17 protein-coding genes and 4 pseudogenes are annotated in these 20,244 nt (G+C 69.7%); 10 read left to right on the forward strand and 11 right to left on the reverse strand.

Annotation, left to right across the window (positions count from 1 at the left end; translation table 11 throughout):
- The first annotated feature begins 317 nt into the window (after nt 1–317).
- The 3 genes and pseudogenes from OG580_RS34125 to OG580_RS34135 form a co-directional block, all read left to right on the forward strand.
- Nucleotides 318–602 carry a hypothetical protein gene (locus OG580_RS34125; RefSeq protein WP_267047526.1) on the forward strand — a complete coding sequence of 95 codons (285 nt, stop codon included), beginning with the start codon at nt 318–320 and terminating at the stop codon, nt 600–602.
- Nucleotides 603–883: 281 nt separating this feature from the next.
- Complete coding sequence (locus OG580_RS34130) at nt 884–1,684, forward strand: hypothetical protein (protein ID WP_267047527.1); 801 nt, start codon at nt 884–886, stop codon at nt 1,682–1,684.
- A gap of 76 nt (nt 1,685–1,760) precedes the next feature.
- Nucleotides 1,761–2,321: pseudogene (locus OG580_RS34135) on the forward strand (S8 family serine peptidase); the annotation flags it as partial.
- 940 nt (nt 2,322–3,261) lie between these two features.
- On the opposite strand, the gene OG580_RS34140 reads toward OG580_RS34135, so the two are convergent.
- Nucleotides 3,262–3,642 (reverse strand): FKBP-type peptidyl-prolyl cis-trans isomerase, encoded by a 381-nt coding sequence (locus OG580_RS34140; RefSeq protein WP_323182657.1) that lies wholly within the window; start codon nt 3,640–3,642, stop codon nt 3,262–3,264.
- A gap of 97 nt (nt 3,643–3,739) precedes the next feature.
- Here OG580_RS34140 and OG580_RS34145 point away from each other — a divergent pair, with 97 nt between their 5' ends.
- On the forward strand, nt 3,740–3,883 hold the full coding sequence (locus OG580_RS34145; protein WP_267047528.1) for a hypothetical protein: 144 nt from the start codon (nt 3,740–3,742) through the stop codon (nt 3,881–3,883).
- Nucleotides 3,884–3,904: 21 nt separating this feature from the next.
- Here OG580_RS34145 and OG580_RS34150 read toward each other — a convergent pair whose 3' ends face one another.
- The 5 genes from OG580_RS34150 to OG580_RS34170 form a co-directional block, all read right to left on the reverse strand.
- Nucleotides 3,905–4,189 (reverse strand): hypothetical protein, encoded by a 285-nt coding sequence (locus OG580_RS34150; RefSeq protein WP_267047529.1) that lies wholly within the window; start codon nt 4,187–4,189, stop codon nt 3,905–3,907.
- Between the two features lie 55 nt (nt 4,190–4,244).
- Entirely contained in the window at nt 4,245–4,691 is a 447-nt protein-coding gene (locus OG580_RS34155) for a hypothetical protein (protein ID WP_267047530.1), read from the reverse strand.
- A 189-nt stretch (nt 4,692–4,880) separates the two neighbouring features.
- Nucleotides 4,881–5,807 carry a squalene/phytoene synthase family protein gene (locus OG580_RS34160; protein ID WP_267047531.1) on the reverse strand — a complete coding sequence of 309 codons (927 nt, stop codon included), beginning with the start codon at nt 5,805–5,807 and terminating at the stop codon, nt 4,881–4,883.
- Nucleotides 5,808–5,915: 108 nt separating this feature from the next.
- The gene (locus tag OG580_RS34165; RefSeq protein WP_267047532.1) at nt 5,916–6,299 is read right to left on the reverse strand and encodes a hypothetical protein; all 384 of its coding nucleotides are present in this window, start codon (nt 6,297–6,299) and stop codon (nt 5,916–5,918) included.
- Between the two features lie 105 nt (nt 6,300–6,404).
- Nucleotides 6,405–6,809, reverse strand: coding sequence for a hypothetical protein (locus OG580_RS34170; protein ID WP_267047533.1), 405 nt, complete (start codon nt 6,807–6,809; stop codon nt 6,405–6,407).
- 319 nt (nt 6,810–7,128) lie between these two features.
- Between OG580_RS34170 and OG580_RS34175 the strand changes: the two genes are divergently transcribed.
- Nucleotides 7,129–7,887 carry an AbiV family abortive infection protein gene (locus tag OG580_RS34175; protein WP_267047534.1) on the forward strand — a complete coding sequence of 253 codons (759 nt, stop codon included), beginning with the start codon at nt 7,129–7,131 and terminating at the stop codon, nt 7,885–7,887.
- 147 nt (nt 7,888–8,034) lie between these two features.
- Here the strand turns inward: OG580_RS34175 and OG580_RS36290 are convergent, their stop codons facing one another.
- A complete protein-coding gene (locus OG580_RS36290; RefSeq protein ID WP_354006210.1) occupies nt 8,035–9,183 on the reverse strand; it encodes an Lrp/AsnC family transcriptional regulator in 1,149 nt (382 codons plus the stop codon).
- Between the two features lie 58 nt (nt 9,184–9,241).
- Between OG580_RS36290 and OG580_RS34190 the strand changes: the two genes are divergently transcribed.
- The 4 genes and pseudogenes from OG580_RS34190 to OG580_RS34200 all read left to right on the forward strand — a co-directional run.
- The gene (locus OG580_RS34190) at nt 9,242–10,558 is read left to right on the forward strand and encodes a M20 family metallopeptidase (protein WP_267047535.1); all 1,317 of its coding nucleotides are present in this window, start codon (nt 9,242–9,244) and stop codon (nt 10,556–10,558) included.
- A 3-nt stretch (nt 10,559–10,561) separates the two neighbouring features.
- Nucleotides 10,562–12,004: an MFS transporter gene (locus OG580_RS34195; RefSeq protein WP_267047536.1), complete on the forward strand. Its 1,443-nt coding sequence runs from the start codon at nt 10,562–10,564 to the stop codon at nt 12,002–12,004.
- Between the two features lie 202 nt (nt 12,005–12,206).
- A pseudogene (locus OG580_RS36295) lies at nt 12,207–12,743 on the forward strand (alpha/beta hydrolase fold domain-containing protein); the annotation flags it as partial.
- Nucleotides 12,744–12,804: 61 nt separating this feature from the next.
- Nucleotides 12,805–13,080 (forward strand): annotated as a pseudogene (locus OG580_RS34200) (alpha/beta hydrolase fold domain-containing protein); the annotation flags it as partial.
- Nucleotides 13,081–13,191: 111 nt separating this feature from the next.
- Here the strand turns inward: OG580_RS34200 and OG580_RS34205 are convergent.
- Nucleotides 13,192–15,456 (reverse strand): Dyp-type peroxidase, encoded by a 2,265-nt coding sequence (locus OG580_RS34205; RefSeq protein WP_267047537.1) that lies wholly within the window; start codon nt 15,454–15,456, stop codon nt 13,192–13,194.
- A gap of 342 nt (nt 15,457–15,798) precedes the next feature.
- Between OG580_RS34205 and OG580_RS34210 the strand changes: the two genes are divergently transcribed.
- Nucleotides 15,799–17,733 carry a galactose oxidase early set domain-containing protein gene (locus tag OG580_RS34210; RefSeq protein WP_267047538.1) on the forward strand — a complete coding sequence of 645 codons (1,935 nt, stop codon included), beginning with the start codon at nt 15,799–15,801 and terminating at the stop codon, nt 17,731–17,733.
- 67 nt (nt 17,734–17,800) lie between these two features.
- Here the strand turns inward: OG580_RS34210 and OG580_RS34215 are convergent, their stop codons facing one another.
- The 3 genes and pseudogenes from OG580_RS34215 to OG580_RS34225 form a co-directional block, all read right to left on the reverse strand.
- Entirely contained in the window at nt 17,801–18,178 is a 378-nt protein-coding gene (locus OG580_RS34215; protein WP_267047539.1) for a hypothetical protein, read from the reverse strand.
- A 6-nt stretch (nt 18,179–18,184) separates the two neighbouring features.
- Nucleotides 18,185–18,818 (reverse strand): annotated as a pseudogene (locus tag OG580_RS34220) (transposase family protein).
- Nucleotides 18,819–19,090: 272 nt separating this feature from the next.
- Nucleotides 19,091–20,236 carry an SMI1/KNR4 family protein gene (locus OG580_RS34225; protein WP_267047540.1) on the reverse strand — a complete coding sequence of 382 codons (1,146 nt, stop codon included), beginning with the start codon at nt 20,234–20,236 and terminating at the stop codon, nt 19,091–19,093.
- Between the last annotated feature and the right edge of the window lie 8 nt (nt 20,237–20,244).

Here is a 20,244-nt window from a genome sequence, read left to right on the forward strand (position 1 = left end):
GCCCCCCGCCCCGACTCCGTGTCACGGACACCGCGCCAAGTGTGCCCACCTCACCCCATCGCGGCTAGAGCGCCTCCGGATCGTGGTGCCCGTGGCGCCCCGAGGGACGGGCCGTGGGGGGTCTGGGCAGCGCCTTCGCCGATACCGCCCTGCTCGTCATGCCTGCCGCCACCGCCGCGCACTCTCCGCGGGACCACCCGGCGATCACGCACGCGGACGCCACGGCCGTCCCAGCGCCGCCGGATCGCTCTTCACCGAACTGGCCGTGGACACGGAACCTGGCTTCACCCAGCAGGGGGGCCACCCAGCCCCTTGCCGTGTACGACACCGACACCGACAGCGGCTTCGAGTTCACCTTCGCCGGGATCTTCCCGGCGGGCGGTGAGGCGACGGCCAAGTGGACCTTCACCGCGGGCGGTACGGGTGGCATGGCGACCCCGGTCGGTCTCCTGAACGCCTCCTTCGACGCGTCGCTCGACGACATGAACCGGGCGCGCTCGGACCGTCCGCTGTCCGTCCCGGCCGATGTGTCGGGTGCGGTCGACGGTCTGAAGTCCGTACAGGCATGGGTGACCGCTGACGGCGGTGCCACCTGGCAGTAGGCGAAGCCGCATCTGGACGATGAGGGCCGCTACCGGTTCACCGTCCCGACCGACCTGCTGTCGACCGGAGGCTTCCTCGGTGTCCGCCTGACGGCCGAGGGCGGCGTGGGCAGCACGCTGACCTCGCGCTGCCGCCGCTTCGTACCGGAGCGGCGGCACCCCTTCGGGGCGTGCCGGGGTGATCTGTGCTCCGGGCCTCGCTCTTCGGTGCGCCCGTTGCGCTGAGCCCGTTACCGGACAATGCGATGGCGTGTGGTGAGGCGGGTGTCTACGATCCCCGGATGGCCGGAATGTCGATCACCGTATGCCTGCCCGGTTCGGTTGCGGAAAGGGTGGACGAGGCGGTTGCCGAAGCGATGGCGCCGTTTGCAAGTGACGGTGTGGGCGCCGTGGAGCGGGATGTGTGGGACAGCTATCGGATCTGCCGTTCCGCGGGTCTGCCGGTGCTGGCGGGTCACGAGGGCGATCCGCGGCTGATCGCTGATCGCCCCCGCTGGGACGGCTCGCTGGAGCCCGCGTCGCCCGGAGAGTGCGCGGGAGGGACGCGGAGGCTGATCGACTTCCGCGACGCCCTCAGGGGAGAAGCGGCTGAGCACGCGGGCCGGGTGTGGGATCGCTGGCAGGAGGTGGTTTCCCGTCACCTGGCCCCGGATGACGAGTCAGTGTTCTTCTCGCGTCACCTGGCCGCCGGAGGGACCAGGGACTCGTACGGGACATCGCGGGAGGCCGCCGACTACCGGGCGCAGCCGGCCATCCGCGCCTGGGCGGATGTGGCGCCGGTGCTGGCCAGGCCCGACATCGCGGACCACTTTTCCTTCGGCTGGGATCCGGTCGGAATCGGGCAACGCAGCCGCGAGGAGTACGTCGACACCTACGAGTTCAGCCTTCTGCCCGTGCGCAACGTGCTGACGCTCAGTGGATGGTGGTACGAACTCGGCGACGCTCCCCTGCACGGCGCCTGCCGCGGTCCCCTCGAATGTGTCCACGAACCGGACTTCGGCAGGGAGCACGTGGGGGTCCAGTCCTATCTCATCGGGCTGCCCGCCGAGACTCTGCTCGTCAACGTGCACTGCCACGTCTGATCCACCCCCTAGGGCGAGCGCCACTGCGACCGGGCACCAAACACATCGGCGGGCTCGCCGCTGCCGTGGCCTATCGGTGCCACCGGCACCTGACCGTCACGTCAGCTCCTGTACGCCGTGCGGCTCGAATGGCAGCGTTCCTCTCGGATCCGCCGGCGCTCGGCTGGGATCCAGGATCAGGGAACGACCACGCCACGAGCGTGTGTACGGCGGCACCGACCCGCTCAGCGAGGCCGTCGACCGGCTCACCGCCGAGACCGGCACCCTGTTCGTGATCGCCGCCGGCAGCACCGGGCCGGCATCGCCCGCCATCGGATCGCCCGGCGCCGCCGACTCCGCCCTGACCGTCGCCGCCGTCGACAAGCAGGACACGATCGCCCCGTTCTCCAGCCGTGGACCGCGGCTCGGCGACGACGCGCTCAAGCCGGACATCGCCGCACCGGGTGTCGGCATCGTCGCGGCCCGCGCGTCCGGCACCGCCATGGGCACGCCCGTCAACGAGGCCTGCACGGCGGCCAGCGGTACGTCGATGGCGACCCCGCACGTCGCCGGCGCGGCCGCCGTCCTCGCCCAGGCCCACCCCGAGTGGACGGCCGCCGAGCTCAAGGGCGCCCTGATGCCGGGCGCGAAGACGCTCACCGGCGGGGCGGTCGCTTCCGGAGCGCTCACCCTCGGCGCCGACACCGTGACCCTTCCCGAGGGCGGCAACGCCGACGTGGCCGTCACGATCGCCCCGGACCTCGCCCCCGCCTACGAGACGTACACCGGCACGATCACGGCGACGGGGGAGGGCGTCACGGCGCACGCCACCGTGGCACTGAACCGCGAACAGCCCACCGTCAAGCTGACGTTCAAGGGTCTGATGCACGACGGCAGCCCCGCCACCGCCGTCAGCGCGATCACGGTGCGCGACCTCGCGGACTCCGGCCCGCCGATGGGTCTCCGACCGGATGCCGGCGGTGTGGCCACGGCCGCCGCCGGCAACGGCTCCGCCGCCGACCAGACCTACGCCTCGGACGCGGACGAGCTCGCCGACATCGCGGTGAAGACCTACTCCCCGGCGGCGAATCCCGACGAGATCGTCAACAGCCAGGACGGCTGGCTCGGCGTCAGCACCGTCACCCAGCGGGGTGGGGGACCGTTCGCCCCGATGGCGTTCGGCACGTCGCAGCACGTGTACGTCAACGCCGAGGACGCGAAGTGGCAGCGGGTCGTGCTCCCCTGGAACGGCGCTGCCGTGACGTCCATGGTGCGACCGCACGAGCCCGGCGAGCAGGTCGCCTAGGACTGGTTCAAGCCGGTCCTGCGCCCGACGTCGCCGATCGACGTCCACGCGCCCGGAACTGACACGACGCCGTCGCGGAACGACGAGGGGATACTGGTCCAGATCCCCGTCTGGACCTCACCGGACGGGCACCCACACGAGGTCCTCGCTGCCGCACGGATGCCCGTCATGACGGCCTCGAAGCTGGTGCATCGCCTGCCGGGCCTGCGGTGACACGGGGAGGTCAGGGGCCGCGCGCATGGCTGTCGCCGGCGAGATGATCCCCGGACGGACAGGCCGGTAGCAGATGGCCTCAGACTGCGACGGAGAGCAGGTCCACCACGAAGACGAGTGTCGAGCCCGCCGGGATCAACGGCGAGGGTGACTGGTTGCCGTAGCCGAGGCGCGGGGGAACGATGATCTCTCGTCGGCCGCCGACCTTCATCCCTCTGACCCCGCGGTCCCAGCCCTTGATGACCTTGCCACCGCCCACGGCGAACTTGAACGTCTGGCCCCGGTCCCAGGAGGCGTCGAATTCCTTTCCGGACTCGAAGGTGACCCCGACGTAGTGAACCTGGACAACCCTGCCCGGCTTCGCCTCAAGCCCGTCCCCGACGACGAGGTCGCGGATCGTCAGCTCGGTGGGCGCGTCACCCTCCGGGAGGTCGACCTCGGGCTTCGTCAGTTCACTCATGGCAGCCTCACTCTTCATCTCTCCGCCGGAAGCCCTCGTGCCTCGTACGGACCGGCCAGGCACATGGTCACTCTATGCGGGAGATCATCATGCTGCCGTGAGCGCCGATCTCCTGCAGCACATCAACCCAACGGAGCACCATGCTCAGCGTGCCCGGAAGTGCTACGCCATCTACGCCATCGGTACGCTGCGCCATGAAGAACCGGCTCGCCCTGTCGAACGTGGCACCAACGTCGCTTGATCAATCGTCCAGCCCCGGCACTCAGGCCGCCGCCCACGGTTCAGTACGCCAGCCCGGCAGTTCCTTGTCCAGCCATTCCTCGACGGTCCGCCGCCAAGGGTCGGCGGAGTCGCTGTCGACGACGTCGGCCCAGGTGTCCTCAGCGACGTCCGGATCGACGACGAGGCTGTCGAGGTAGGTGTCGAAGTCGTGAGCGACGTTGGTGAAAACCCCCTTCGACAGGTATCCCGGGTGAGGGACGCCGTGTACGAAGGCGTGGAGCCGACCATGGGTGGCCGGGTTCAGGCACCCCGATGGCCCTGGCAAGATTTCGTAGCCGGAGATCGTCTCTTATCGAGGCGTGAACGATGACTCCGCCGAGTCACAGTGACCACCAGCAATACAGGCCCATGCTGCTCGCCCGAGCACGTGAGGCCAGGCCGGCCAGGGCTTCTAGAACACCGGTAGCGGTCTCGGCATCGACCTGGCTCTGCCGCAGTTCGTCCGTCCTGGACCATGGCTCGGCGAACCGCACGAGGTCATCCGGTGTTGCAGTGACGAGTGCCTCGATCAGCGAGTCCGAGAGGCTGAACACGAAGGGGCCGTCGGCTTCCGGTGGGGACAGCAACTGTCCGGATCGCGGACGCTTGCTGGCTTCCTCGTAGCTGCAGCCGGTCGCGATCCCTTCCAGTTGGGCAATGGCGACCACCGGGTCGATGCCCTTCAGAGAGGCCGTGTCGAGTGCGGCCTGGGCCGGTCCACCAGGCATGTGAGCCACGGCGGCGGCAGCCTGGTCGTCAGTGGCGGCGAAGTAGTCGCACAGAGTCATGCCGCCGATTCTGACATCCACGGCTGAAACCCCCGCCGAGGCGACGATGCATCCGTGACGACCAGACCACGGCGCCAGATTTTCAGGGGACAGACTGCCCGCCGCACCGACCGTGTCACCGAGATGATCTCCGGCTACGAAATCCTGCCAGAGCCACTCCGATGAGTACGCGGACAGCCTTCGCCATGATCAAGACCCAGCCCTGTCGACAACGCTCCTGCTCAACACACCCAGGACCCGTGCCGCCGTCTCCCGCAGCAGCAGTACGGCGGCCGTCGACGCCGCGGGACCGGAGGTCCGTGTCGCCAGAGACGCGCCCGCGCGGCGCACCGCGTCGAGGCGAAGACGCTGGACGCCGACGAGAGCCCGTACGAAGGGCCGATACGAAGGGTCCACCACGCTCGGGAGAGGTGCAGCCGCCGCCAGGTCACCGGCGGCCTGGTCCGCCTGCTCATCGACGAGCCGGCCCAACGCCGCGCCGGGCCGGGTGAGGTCCGCGCCGTGGCGTGCCACCGCGTCGACGGGGACGCCCGGCCGGCCCGCGCGCACGTCCTCGGACAGGTCCTCCAGGAAGTCGATGCGCTGCATGGCACGCATGAGCTGGTGGCAGCCGTCCGTGAACGCCACCCGCGCCGACGCCTCCGCAGGCGCGAGGAGACAGGCCGTGAGCATCAGCGCGGGCAGGGAGTACTCCCGCACGTACTGCTCCAGTTCCTCGTCGTCCGCGATGGTCCGCCACGCGACCTCACGCTCGCAGCCCCGCAGGAACTCGTCCACGTAGCCGCGCACGTCCGGGTGGCGCTCGGCGGTGCGTGCCAGGCAACGCAGCACGGGCAGCTCGGAGTCACCTTCGGCGAAGGCCTTCCGCACGAGACCGTCCCACTCGACCAGCGCGGCCGCCCGCTCTTCCGGCGCCCCACGGTCGATCCGATCGTCGGTGTCGTGCATGAACGCAACGGCGGCCACGACGTGCGGCAGCAGCGCGGCGGGGAGCAACAGCCGCGCGGCCGCGTACTCGGCCGTCGCGAACCTCCGAACCGCCCGCCGCTGCTCCGAGTAGTCCCGCCGCAGCCGAGGGTCCCTGACCCCGACCGGGTCGAGGGCCCGCTTCCCCATGCCGATCTCCTGTCGTCGTCGGCAGCGAGCTTACGGGTGCCCGAGCAGGAGACGCGGATGAGCCCCCGGCACCCTCTCTGGCGGCAGTTGCCTGATCTGTCGTGCCCGCTATCGGACGACACAGATGTCTGGCAGCAGCGAGGCGTCCGCGCCTTCACGGGCGAGAACCTGCTGAGCCAGCACGCGGGCACGGCCCCATCCCACGTCGCTGATCAGAGCCGCAGCTGCCCACCGATCCGTGGACTCGTCGCAGCTCATCTCATCGAAGATCGAGTCGATCAGCCGGAGCTCGGGCAGGGCATCACGGCTGAGGAATCCTTCCTCCACCAGACCCTCGGCCATGCGGAATGCGTGATCGAAGTCGAGTGCGATCTCGTCCGCCGCGACACCGTGCTTCTCCAGCCATGCTGTCTGGCCCCGTGCAGGTGCCGCCACTACCGTCAGAGCCTCGTTCAGGAGGCGACGTCGGAACGAAGGATCAGGAGCTGCCACAGGTCGTTCCACGGAACCGTCACCGCAACAACCATCCGCCTATGGCTCCCCCCGTGATCCGGGGGACAGGGACAGGATTGCCACCCTGATCCGAGACGGAAACGCTCAGCGCGCGTCGAATGCCGCCTGCAACGCGTCCTCCGTGGGGGCGATGACAACCGCGCTTCCCTGAAGTTCCGCAGGAAGGTGACGACGCTCCTTCTCGTGGAAGATCAGTGCCCCACCGCTTTGGGGGACGACCGAGGCTCCGAGGGCTGCCGCCAGCCGGGCGAGCACGCCGAGCATCGCGCCACGGGCAAAGCGCGTCGCCGTCACGCACGGCAACCCGCTTTCGCCGTGGGACTCGTGGTACAGGTCCGCTTCGCCCCCGTCCTCCGCGCGGAGTTGGGAGAAGCCCTCATCCTGACCGCCCGCCACCACGTACGGCTCCGTCACATGCCGAAACCGTTCGGCGTCCAACGCGACAACCTCGCCGTCCACGAACCGGAGCAGGAAGATGCTGTAACTCACGGCAACACTCTGCCATCGTCATGATCCGCCGGACAGGGCCTAGTCGAGGGCGGGAGCAACCTGGCAGGCATTGCTGGACGTGTGGGAACGCCCTTCACTGCCTGTGAGTGAGTGAGTGAGTGAGTGAGTCGAGGGGGGCGTCGACAACCTGCGTCGAGGCTCGACACGCTGTGTCGAAAGCCCGAGGGGGACAGCGGCTGCCGCCAAGACCGTGACACGCAGGAAGGCCGCGTTGACTGAGGTGTTCGGGGCCGGGCGTCCCTCGGCCGGCACGGAGAAACCTCGTGCACGGGGAGGTCGCCCCTGCCACAGTGATCGGATGACAACCCTGCCCAGCGACCCGGACATGGCAGATCGGGTCCTCATGGACGTCGGGCGAGAAGCGTTCAAGCACGCCCGGGATCTCCTGCGCGCCGCGCGGCTGATACTCGACGCCGGGATCTGGTCGGTCGCCTACGCCAACGCGGCCCTCGCCCTCGAAGAGATCGGCAAGGGGGTGATCTGCACCGGCATCCTCCCCATGCCCGACGAGGAGCGGAAGGCGGAAGTGGAGGCCTTCCAGCGCAGGTTCACCGACCACGAAGCGAAGTCCTACTTCGCGCACCTCGTCCTGCAGATGACCGAAGGCGACGGTCTCCAGACCATGGAGCAGGCCCACAAGGGGGCCGTACGGGACGCCAGGCGCACGAACAAGAACAAGTTCCGTGGCCTGTACGTGGACTACAAGGAAACCGGGCACATCCTCAAGCCGAGCGACATCACCAAGGCCCAGGCAACCGAGCTGATCTCCACGGCAGAGAAGGCCCTTGGCCTCTCCAAGGATGCCGAAGAGGCCCTGGCGCAGCCCGCCCTCTACTTGGCGCTCCTCCGCCGTGTCCGCGCGGCCGGCTCCCATGGCGTATGGGGTGACGTGGCCGGGGGGATCGACGCTCTCCTCCTCGCCATGCCGGCGGTCGCCCGGGACGAGGTGACCCCGCAGGAAGCCTTCCAGGGCACCCCCCTGGGGGCGATGATCGAGAGCCTGGTTCTCGACGACCTGGTGGAGGAGTTCGGCACCGTGCAAGGCGAAGGTTCCTGACCACAGTCGTCCGCACGGTGGGGGAGCGGCGGCCGAGGGGCGTGTACGTTCTCCGATCCCGACCCGTTCAGGCCGTCAGATGACGGGCGTGGCGGGGGAGGTCCACCGAGTCCCCGGCCCGGGATGAGTCGTGGGCCACGCAGGGGATCACGCCTGGTCGGGCGTGCCGGGCAGTCGGCCCGGCACGGGATCGCGAGGCTCGGCGAGGCGCCGGATGAGGTCTTCCTCGGTGCGTTCGGCTGCCGGGTCGTGCCAGAAGGAGACGGGAACACCGCGGATGCGGCGGCCTTGCGGGTCGAGGATCTGGCCCGCGAGTTTGAGCGGCCACAGGGTGACGGCCCGGTCGGTGATGGTGAGTTCGGGGAAGCGCGCGTACAGGCGGGTCTCGAAGGCGGACATGTCCTCCATGGAGCGCAGCCAGACGGTCAGCAGGAGGTTGTGCGGGCCGGAGAGCGAGGCACACAGGCGTGTTTCACGCTGGGCGATGAGCTGTCCGGTGATCCGGGCGGTGGCGTCGGGCGGTGCGACGCCCCAGAGGGTGACGGCGACGGGCCAGCCGGACAGGTACCGGGCGACTTCGCAACGGTAGATGAGGGCGTCCGCGCGGTGGAAGCGGTCCAGTCGCCGACGGACGGTGCTGGGGCTCGCGCCGGTGCGTTCGGCGAGGAGGGCGGCCGACGTGCGGCAGTCCTCGCCGAGGAGAGCGAGCAGGTGGTGGTCGAGCGCGTCGGCGGAGGAGAGACCGCGGCGGAGGACGGCGCCCCCGCCGGGCTGGTCCGGGGTGAGGGCCTCCCTGCCGTCGGGTGCGAGCCGGTCGAGTCGCCAGCGGCTGCCGACGGCGTGCACGGCGGAGGCGATCTGGGAGCGGGTCGCGGCGACCCCGGGCAGCGCCTCCAGACGCAGGCCGACGTAGCGGGCGAGCGCCGAGTGGTCGGGGAACACACCGGTGAGGATCAGGTCCCGTGAGCCGGTGACGTGGTCGATTGTGATCAGGTGCGGGTCGTCCACGATGGCCGCGGCCACCTGGTGCAGGGAGCCGGCGGTGCAGTCGACCTCGACGATGGCGACCACCGGCGGGACCGGGCCGATGCCGGCGGGGTGGCAGCTCAGCCATGCGTGTCCGGCCTCGGTCAGCCTTCTCCAGCGGCGTGCCGCCGTCGTGGCATCGACGCCGATGGCCGCGCCGATCTGCTCCCAGCGCGCTCGCGGCGAGGTCTGGAGCGCGGTGACGAGCTGGTGGTCGAGGCCGTCGAGAACATCGGCCTGGATGGTCGATTCCGGCTGCATGTGACTCATGTGCGGCGGTTTCCTGCGGATGATCTCTGCCGATGGTGCGGCTCGCCACGATACGCCCATGTCACTGCTGAACGAAGCCCATGCTCTCGCTCCCGTCCTGACCGAGCTGCGTCACTCCCTGCACCGGGAGCCCGAACTGGGCCTGGACCTTCCCCTCACTCAGGCGAAGGTGATCGCCGCCCTGGCGGAACTGGGCCTGGAGATCACGCCCGGCCGGGCCCTCAGTTCGGTCACGGCCGTGCTGCGCGGCGGCCGGCCCGGGCCGGCCGTGCTCCTCCGGGGGGACATGGACGCCCTGCCCGTCCACGAGGACAGCGGTGTCCCCTACGCGTCCGTCATCGACGGGCGGATGCACGCCTGCGGTCACGACCTGCACACCGCCGGGCTCGTCGGCGCCGCACACCTGCTCGCGGCCCGTCGCGAGCAGCTCGCCGGTGACGTCGTCTTCATGTTCCAGCCCGGTGAGGAGGGCCAGGGCGGCGCCAGGATCATGATCGACGAGGGGGTGCTCGACGCGGCCGGTGAACGGGTCGTCGCCGCGTACGCGTTGCACGTCGTCTCCCGTGGCGCCCCGACCGGATTCGCCGCCACCCGGCCGGGCCCCATGCTCGCGGCGTCCGACACCGTCCACGTCACCGTGCGCGGCGTGGGCGGCCATGGTTCCTCCCCGCACGCCGCCGTCGACCCTGTGCCCGCGCTGTGCACGATGGTCACCGTGCTGCAGACCCTCGTGACGCGGGAGATCGACATCTTCGACCCGGCCGTCGTCACGATCGGCTGCCTGGAGGCCGGTACGGCGCCGAACGTCATCCCGGAGTCGGGCCGCTTCTCCGCCACCGTCCGGACCTTCTCCGACGCCTCGCGGGCCGCCGTCCGCACGGCGTTCGAGCGGACCGTGCACGGCATCGCCGCCGCCCACCGAGTGAGCGCGGACATCGACTACGTCCACCAGTACCCGCCGACGGTCAACCACGACGGCGAGACCGCGTTCGCCATCGAAACCGCCCGGGACGTCCTCGGCGAGGACCGGGTCTTCCTTGCGCCGACGCCGCTGGCGGGCTCGGAGGACTTCTCCTTCGTGCTGCGCGAGGTGCCGGGCGCGTTCCTCGGGCTCGGCGCCTGCCCCGCCGGCACGGACCCCACCACGGCCCCGATGAACCACTCACCCCAGGCCGTCTACGACGACGCCGCACTGCCCCACGCCGCGGCGCTGCTCGCCGGACTGGCCCTGCGGCGCCTCGCCCCCGCCACCTCCGGCCCGTCGGATCGGTCCTCCTCCGCCTCCTCGGATCCGTCCTCTTTCGCACCCTCCGCACCCTCCGTGACCTCCGATTCCTCCGTCGGATCCCTGGTCTCGCCTTCCTCGCAGGAGTGATCCATGACCCACACCAACAGCCCGGCCAGACCGGTCGCACAGGTCCCCGCGCGTGCCGTCACCGCCGTCGTCGGCCTGCTCGTGTTCTTCGAGCTCACCAGCGGGATCCTCCAGGCGGGCATCACACCGCTCCTTCCCGACCTCGCCGCGCACCTGGGCATCGGCACCGCCGACACCAACTGGATCATCTCCGTCCAGCTGCTTGCGGCCGCCGTGTGTGTCCCCCTGTTCGGACGCCTCGGCGACCTGTACGGGCACCGGCGAATGCTCCGGATCGCCCTCGCCGTGACCGCGGCGGGAACCCTGATCGTGGCACTGGCGGACAGCTACCCGGTCCTGCTGGCCGGGCGGCTCCTCCAAGGACCGCTCGCCGCCCTGCTGCCGTTGGAGATCGCCCTCGTACGCGACCGGCTGCCCGTCGCCGAGGCGCGGCGGGCCATCGCCCTGCTCGTCGGCTCGCTGGCGCTCGGCTCCCTCGTGGGCGGCCTGGCCCTGGCCCTGGTCCACTCCGCCTCGGGGGACCTGCGCCTGACCCTGCTCATACCGGCCGCGCTCGCACTGGTCTGCGTGCCCGTCTCGTACGTCGCCGTTCCCGAGTCCGCCCATCGGGCGACCGGCCGGGTCGACTGGCCCGGCGTGGCACTGCTCAGCGCGGCCGTCCTCGCCCTGCTGAGCGGCGTCGGCGCGGCGAAGAACGGGGTATGGGGCAGCCCTGCGGTCCTCGGCCCGCTCATCCTCGGTGTCGTTCTCCTGGCCATCTGGATCCTCGTGGAGCGGCGCACCGCCGAACCGCTGGTGGACCTCCGCGCCCTCACCGGCCGCGAGGCCGGCCCCTTCTACCTCGCCGCCTTCCTCTTCGGCGTCTTCTACTTCGGGAGCCAGGCTCCCAACACGATGTTCTTCGCCGCGGATCCGGCGACGACGGGATACGGCTTCGCCCTGTCCGCCCTGGCCATCTCACTCGTTTCACTACCGGGCTACGTCGCCGCCGTCCTCGGCTCCTTCGCCACCGCGGCGGTCGCCCGGTGGATCGGCTACCGAGCCACCCTGGTCACGGCGTTCGGGCTGGTGGCCACCGCGTTCCTCCTGTTCGCGCTGGTCCACGACGCGGTGTGGAAGATGGCGGCGGAGTCCTTCCTCCTCGGGCTCGGGATGGGCCTGTCGCTCGGCGCCATGCCCACCGTGATCGTCGAGGCGTCGGACGCCTCCCGCACCGGGATCGCCGCCGCCCTCTACAACAACGTCAAGACCCTGGGCGGCGCGGTCGCCGGCGGTCTCTTCGCCTCCCTCCTCAGCGCCTTCGTCTCTCCCACGACCGGCCAGCCCGGCGAGAACGGCTACCGCACCGTCTGGCTCGTCGGTGCGCTCTGCGCCCTGGCGGCCGCAGCACTCAGCGGGCTGGCCCGCCGTCACGAGGGACAGGCGCCGGGGAGCGCCGACCAGTAACTCGTAGCACGATCACGGTGCTTGCCCGTGGAGCCGTCCCAGGAGTTCGATTCCGTCCGGGGGCCATCCCCCGGACGAAGAACACCGAACCGCACTGACCCGATCCGATCCGATCCGATCCGATCCGACCCGACCTGTCACCGAAGGACACCGAGCACCCCAGGAACGGAGCCCTACCGTGCCCAGCCTGACCAGCAGAGCCATGCCGACGGTGCTGAGGCTTCGCGGCGCCAAGAAACTCTTCGGCTCGGCGGAGGCCGTCCGCGAACAGGTCCTCGCCCGTTCGGTGCGCCCGGTCGGGTACGCGCCGCCGGCCGGCCTGGAGCGCTCCGTCGACCTTGCCGTACGCCGGGTGGCCGGATGGCCGGTGTACGAGGTCACCCCGCGTGGCCGCGGCCCCCGACGGCGCGCGATCTACCTGCACGGTGGCGCGTACATCAACGAGATAGCCCCTCAGCACTGGAGGCTGATCGCCCGGCTCGCCGTCGAAACCGACACCCGGGTCACGGTGCCGATCTACCCGCTCGCCCCCCTGGCCACCGCGGCCGAAGTGGTACCGGCCGTGACCGACCTGGCCGCCGAACTCCTCGAAGACGGCGCCGACACGGGTCCGATCCTCATCGGAGACTCCGCAGGCGGCGGCATGGCGCTCGCCGTCGCCCTCCACCTGCGCGACCGCCGACTGCCCCCGCCCGCCCGTACGATCCTCATCTCGCCCTGGCTGGACATCACCCTGACGGACCCGGCCATCGCCCCGCTCGAAGACCGCGACCCCTGGCTCGCCGTCCCCGGCGCGCTACGCCGGGGAGCTGTACCGCGGAGACCTCCCCGCCGACCACCCGCACGTCAGCCCCCTTCTCGCCGACCTCACCGGGCTGAACCCGATCACGCTGTTCAGCGGAACCCGCGACATCGTCAACCCCGACGCCCGCCGACTGGCCGCCCGAGCCACAGCCACCGGCGTCACCGTGGACTTCCACGAGGCGCCGGAGATGCTGCACGTCTACCCCCTCCTGCCGATCCCCGAAGGCAGAGCGGCCCGCGCCACCCTCTGCGCCGCCCTGAGGACGAGCTGACGACGCACCGCGCGTGCGCTCCCCGCCAGGAGGCCCACCGTCCCCGCCCGCGAGTTCGCATCGAACGCGCCGACCGGGCGATGGGCCACCTCTCCAGCGTCCGAACGACGGTCAGCCCGTCAGGGACGTCCACATGGTCAGGGGCCGGTCGTCGACCGAGATCTGGTCCTCGTGGCCACCGCCGTCGCGGATCACGATGATCCGGTACGTGTCCTGGTGGAACACCCAGAACAGACTCAGGCCGTTGATCCGCTGCATGTCCGGCACCGCGAGGAACTCGTCGACCTGGGTGATCCCGTTCAGCGATCGCCACAGGTCGAGCCCGCGGTCGCCGCGCTCCAGGGCGTCCTGGTGCATTCTGCCGTCGGCTACCGAGATGAGCCGGTAGACCTGACGGCCCATGAGGGTGTGGAAGACCCAGTAGTGGCTCTTACCGTTCACCCGCTGCATGTCGGGCACCGGAAGGAAGGCGTCCACCCTTTCGACGCCGCTGAGCGAGACCCAGGCGGAGAGCGAGCGATCCGGGATGTCGGTCCCGGCCGCCTGCTCGGGAGCGAGCCCGGACTCGGCGCCGTCGGCGATCCAGATCCGCCGGTAGACCTGACGGCCCTCGACGGTGTGGAACAGCCAGAACCGGCTGCGGCCGTTGATCCGCTGCTCGTCCGGGACGGGCAGGATCGCGTCGACCTTCGTCACCCCGGCGTAGCACGGCCACATGGTCAGTGGCCGGTCGGGGCGTTCCCGGACGTCGATGTGCTCGTCGCCGTCGGCGATGGAGATGGTCCGGCAGACAGCGCCGTCGCTGCCCGCGCCGTATGCCCAGTACCAGCTCTTTCCCTGGTCCCGCTGCATCCCGGGGATGGGCAGGAAGGCGTCGGTCGGCCGGACGACGGCGGGCGGCTTGTCGGTGAGCCGGCCGTCACCGAGGTGCCGCAGCAGGGTCAGCGAAGGGACGAAGGCATAGACGGACCCCTCTGTGAAGACGAACTGGCTGAGGCTCAGCTGAGTGGTCTTGCCGGGGGTCTCGTAGCTGAGCTTGCCGGCGGCGCCGACCATTCCGTCGGGGCCGGGCTTCTCGGTCCGGTTGGGCGGAAAGTCCGGGCTGTCGATCCATGACTTCTGGATGAACTCGAACTGTTGCACGAGGTCCGACTGGTAGCAGACAAAGAGCAGGCCGCGCTTCTCGTCGGGCCCGCCGGGGCCCTCCGAGGCGGGGTCGAAGGGTGCGCCGTACGGGGCGCCCCGGCGGATGATCCGGCGGCGGTCCATCACCGGGTTCTCGTCGAACGGCGGATCGCCGGGCTTCTCCTGCAGGCCGTCCCGGGGGTTGGTCTTGCGCAGGTGCGAGAAGAGCGGCGTGACGAAGCCCTCGGGGTCGTTGCGGTAGCCGAAGTCGTTGTCGTCGCCGGCCAGCGCGTTGGAGGGCCTGTCGGCATGGGGACACGTGGCGACGGGCGTGCCGGAGCGCCACCGGCCGACGAGGCGGGCGGCCAGCCACTCCGAAGTGGCCTCGGGCGGCACCACCTTGGCCTCCTTGAGTGCCTTCAGCTGGACGGCGACCTGGTACCAGAAGCCCGGGACGTCCTGGCCGAGCCGCCGCACCACCTGGAAGGTGCCGTTGTCGGCCCAGTCGGGCGTCTCGTGCGGCACGCCGCCGACCCGGTCGAGCCCGACGACGAACTCGCCGGGCGGGATGAGCCGGGTGCCGTGATGGCCCTTGACGTACTCGGGCTTGACGGGGTCGGGCTCGTCGAAGCCGGTCACGCCGGGCTCGCTGACGCCGTCCTTGAAGCCGAAGTGCTCCTTGCCTCTCCGGCTGCCGGGCAGGGTGGCGGCGTCCTGCTGGAACACGATCACGATCTTTGCCGAGGCGGCCGCCTCGCGCTGCTGTCTGACCGCCGCCTGGAGGTCCTGGACGGTGTCGGAGGCGACGGTGAGGACGGCGTGGACGACCTGGCCCTTGCCGTTGCCGAAGAGCCACATCTCCGGCGAGCTGTCGCCGGTGTCACCGAGTGCCCGCTTGTCCGAGCCTTGTGTGAAGGCCTCCAGGCCGCTGCCGGGCTTGACGGAGGGCAGCGGGTCCTTCCCGGTCAGCTCCCGCAGGCCCGCGCAGGTGAAACTGACGTTGATCCACGTGGCTTTCAGTGTCTTCGGGTCGTCGCCGGCCGAGGCCTTCCTGGCCTTGCTGAAGGCGGCGTTGAAGGTCGCCACCTGCCGCGTCGTGGAGATCTGCGGTTCCAGGCTCTTGACCCAGGTACGCGCCCGCGCCGGGTCCTCGAACTTGAGGAACAGCAGGGTCATCTGGTCCTTCTTGAAGCCGGCGATCACATCGCCCTGGATGTCATCGCTGTCACGCAGCTCGAGGTCGTCCACCATGCTCACTCCAGAAGATCGACACCTCCGCGCATCTGTTGCGCAGAGTGATCTGCAACGTACGCGGCACCCGTGTGGGCTTCCGGTAGCCGACGGGCCGACGAAGCGACCCATCACCCGTTTGTTGTCCGCAAACGTGCTGGTCAGGGGGCGCACGAGGCGCGATGGGGCGCGTTCGAGGCTCGCGGTCACCCGCCTGCATGCCCCGGGGTGACAGCCGGGCATCCCGCCGGAATGCTGAAGCCTGTCACTTTGCGTGAACAGGTGGCAGCCCTGGCTCTGTCCGTCCCCGACGCGTCCCCTGGTCGGGGCTTGTACGCCTTCACCTCTCCGACAAGGAGTCCCATGCCCCGCAGTAATCCGCCCCTGCCCACTCGCCGACGGCTCGCCGCGGCGATCTCGGTCTGCGCCGCCACCGCGATGGCCGCGTCCCTGGCCCTGGTGTCGGCCGGCCCCGTACTCGCCCACACCGGCCACGGCGAGGAGGGCGAGGCCTTTCCCTACGGCCCGGCCTCCCGGGCGGCGACCGTACCGGTCACCGTCGACCCGGCCGAGGCGGCGACGCTCGGCAAGGAGCACGCCGAGGAGCACGCCCGTACACGGAAGGCCATGGCCGACGTCGGCGACTACCCGCAGACGACCCGTACGGAGCGGCTCAAGGCGCTGACCGCCTCCCAGGAGAAGGCCAACGCGTCCTTCGACGCCGCCGAGTTCGGCCGCTTCCGGGAGTACTTCCAGTCCCCTGACTTCGCGGCCCACATCGCGCTGCTGCCCACCGGCAAGGTCCTGCTGTTCTCCTTCGAGCGGATCGAGACCAACCCGCAGAAGGAACCCGCCCCCACCAACACCATCGGCAAGGAGAACGCCGGCCGCGCCTGGATCTGGGACCCGACCAAGGGGACGGGCCCCGGCGCGTTCTCCGAGAAGAAGCCGCCGGTCATCAATATGCCCGACGGTACGAACGAGCCCCGTCCGGCCCCGTTCTTCTGCGCCGGTCACTCCTACCTGCCCAACGGCATGCTCGGCGTCTTCGGCGGCAACCTCGGCGGCAACGGAGGCTCCGGCGCCAAGCTGTCCCTGGTCTTCGACCCCTGGGCGGAGGAGTGGTACCTGAACAAGGACATGTCCGTCGGCCGGTGGTACCCGAGCGTGGTCACCGGCGCCGACGGACGTCAGGTGATCATGTCCGGCCAGTCGGAGCTCGGCTGGGGCACCCCCACCCCGGTCGTCGAGCGATTCCCCGCCGCGACCCAACAGGTGCCGTTCGACAAGTCGGTCAAGCCGATCGGCTGGGGGGTGGACAAGCTCACGACGGAAGCCCCGTTCAAGTGGGACTATCCGCACCTGTTCTCGCTGCGCGACGGAAAGATCTACGGTCTCGGCCGCTCCGTGGACCAGCAGTGGCTCTTCGACACCGTCGCCGACACCAGGAGCGACCTGCCGAACCGCCCGGACATCAACAAGGACAAGCCCGGCCCGGACGGCGGGGAGTGGAGGCGTAACTACGGCTCCGCGGTCCCCCTGCCGGCCGGCTTCAGAGGTCCCGACTCGGTCCTGGTGCTCGGCGGTGACCGCAACGACCCGAACACCTACCGCCTGGCCGGCGGCAAGTGGAACACCGAGAAGCCCCGCGCCTTCGGGCGGACCCAGGACGACACCCTGCTCCTGCCGAACGGCAACCTGCTCACCGTCAACGGCGCCTTCGACATCCGCGACTACGGCAACGGACCGTACAACCCGAACGCCGACCTGAAGTACCGCCAGGTCGAACTGCGCGACGAGAACGGCGACTGGAAGCTCGGCCCCGTCCAGCGGCTGCCGCGCGGCTACCACTCCAACGGCGTGGTCCTCCCGGACGGCCGCGTCATGATCACGGGCGACGAGCTCCAGCAGCTCGCCAACGACCCCGACGTCACCGACAACAACAACGGCAGTATCGAGATCTACGAACCGGCCTACCTCCACCAGGGCAGCCGTCCCGCGCTCGGCCTGATCTTCAACCCCAGTGTCGGCTACAACGAGAAGATCACGGTGAGCACCAGCACACCGGGCGAGGTGACCCGCGCCGTACTGCTGGCCCCGACCACCGCCACCCACTCGATCAACACCAGCCAGCGTCACCTCGAACTGCGCATCAAGAGCCGCAGCGGCAACTTCCTGGAACTTCAGGCCCCGCCGTCCGCCGCCGCGGCCCCGCCCGGCCACTACATGCTCTTCCTCCTCAACGAGGAGGGCGCACCGAGCAAGGCCGGCTGGGTCCAGCTCAAGCCCCCGGCGTAGGCCGCCGCCAAGGTGAAGGCCGGCGACTGACACCCACTGTCCCCTTCGGGGCGGGCCCCCAGCCTGGTCATGGGCACGGCTGGGGGCCGCCCTCGGAGGGCACCGCGCCGGTGCCGGTACGGGCGGGTCGGACCGGCTCGTGGATCTCACCGGGCGAGGGCCGCTGCCGTCGTCGGTGATCTCCGGCGAGCTTCAGGGCAACGGCGCCGATGGGGAGGATGGCGATCATCAGCGCACCGCAGCCGACGAGGACGACAGGGGCGCTGGTCCGGTCAAGGAGGAATCCGCCGCGCATTGCCCCGAGGGGGGAGGCCGTCAGGAGTACGCCGCTTCGTGCGGCCAGAACCGTGGTGAGCGACTCGGCGGGTGCGCGGCCCTGGATCAGAGTGAGGGAGAGCGCGGAGTAGGGGCCGTAGACGAGTCCGGCGAAAGCGAAGCCGATCACGGAGCTTCAGCGTTGCCGCTCCAGTGTGAGGATGGCCTTGGCGATTGACGTCATGCGGTTGGGGCTGCATCGGGACCTGCGGAAGATCCGCCAGGACTTCAGCCTTGCGACGCCGCGTTCGACGGGTGCTCGCGCTGCGGCCAGTGCTTGATTGAGGCTTTTCTCTGTGGGGGTGAGTTCCTGCAGGGGTCTGCGTTTGATGCCGGTGGTCAGCCATGGGCCAGCACCCTGGTAAGCGAGATCGGCCACGACGGCAACGCCCTGGCGCTCGCAAATTCCGGATGATTCGGTGGGTACGAGCAGCGGGCAGGTCGTGGGCGCGACCCGGCAGAACGGGCGAGAGCCACAACAGCCGGCCGCGCGGGTCGGTGACGACCTGCACGTTTACGCCGTGCCGCCGGTGCTTGGCGGAGTAATCGGCCCGGCCGTCGCCGACCCGGTCGCACTCGACGAGGGTGCCGTCCAGGAGGACGAAGTCCGGTTCGTGCTCGCGCAGCGTCTTCAGCAGGCCTGGCGTCTGGCCGGCGAGCAGATCGACGACCGCTCTGGTGTAGGCGTGAGCGGTCGACTCGCTGATCCCGAAACCGGCTGCGATCTTCGCCAGAGTAGTGTGCTCGCGCAGGTACACCAGTGCCACCATGGCGCGTTGAGACGGACGGAGCTTGCAGCGGCGGTGCCCTCACGGGTGACGATCAGCATGGTGACCCACTCCACGAGTGCATGCGGCAGGTCGAGTGCGGCAGGATGGACGACCAACGAGTCCTCCGAACAACATGATTGAGACGTCAGACATCTCGATCAACAGGCCGGGGGCTTCGCTCGTTGCGCTTCATGATCCATCACTGTGATTGAGTGTTTTGTCTGGCCATAACCGCCACATGAAGCGCTCACGCGGAACCGAAACCCCTGGGGTCAGTCCTGACCTTGGGTGTACTGAGCCGCGTACCAACTGGAGTCGATGGCGGGGTTGCGCAGCGCCCCCCAAAACCGCTCGTCAGGTATCGGTGGCAGTGGCGGATTGCCCAGGTCCGCATGCAGATCCGCACGCCAGTCGAGAGTGAAGTGACTCCGGTTCTCCGCGCTCTCGCACACGGATCTGTAGGGGGACCCCCAGATCCCGAGGGCTATCTTCTCCGCGGCCCACCTGCGAATGACGTCTCGGTCGGTGTCGGCCTGTGCGAGCACCGCACGGAGTCGCATGGCGAGCGGGCCGGTTTGGTCTGGCTGCGGTAGGGCCACACCACGCTCCCACGCGTCCAGGGCTCCCTTGACCTCCGGGTAGTTGTTCAGCCCCGTTTCGACCGCCAGTCTGCGCAGCTGCCTCTGCGCAGCCTCAACCACCTGCTCATACGGCAGTACTGCGATCAGTGCACCGAGTTCCTCATGCCCGTCCAGGTGGCTCACGTGGAGGATGTCGGTGGGACCGTGGGACAGGTCCAGCTCTGGCAGCTGCTCATCCGGTGCGGGAAGGGGCTCGTCGGCACTGCACTGCGGCCTGGCAGGCAGAGGCGCCTCCCAGAACAGTCGGCCGTTGAAGGTGACGACACCAGCGTCCTGGCCGCGCTCAAGTGTGTCGGCCAGTTCGGCCAGATGCCCACCCAGCGAGTCGGCCTGCCCAAAACGGGTGCCGGTCTCGTCGAAGAACCGTCCGATCGCACCGAAGGAGTCCCGCTCAGTACGGCAATCCATCAGGAGACCGTCCGATGTCACGTCATAGGAACCGAACTTTACGTAACTGCGAAGCCAGTAGTCCTCGGTCTCCCCGTCGGGGCCTTGGTCGATGCCGCGCATGAACTCGGTATCCCCGAGGATTCCGCTCACTCCGAGCAGCCGGTCGCCCGTGCTGAACCGGAAAGCCTCAGGTCCCTCCAGCGCCCCGTTGTGTCGGAGGAGTGAAGCGACCAGGTCCGGAGGAAAGGTGACCCCCAGTTCCTGTTGCGCTGCTGCGATCTCCTCGTCTCCTGCGGGCGGCCGAAGCGTGGCGAAAGTGCGGGGCGTGTGCTCGCGCAGCCACGCGTCGATGCGAGTCCATGAGTCCTGGACCAGGTCTGATGTCATAGGGCCGA

The sequence above is a fragment of the Streptomyces sp. NBC_00094 genome, assembly GCF_026343125.1.
Classification (GTDB): Bacteria; Actinomycetota; Actinomycetes; order Streptomycetales; family Streptomycetaceae; genus Streptomyces.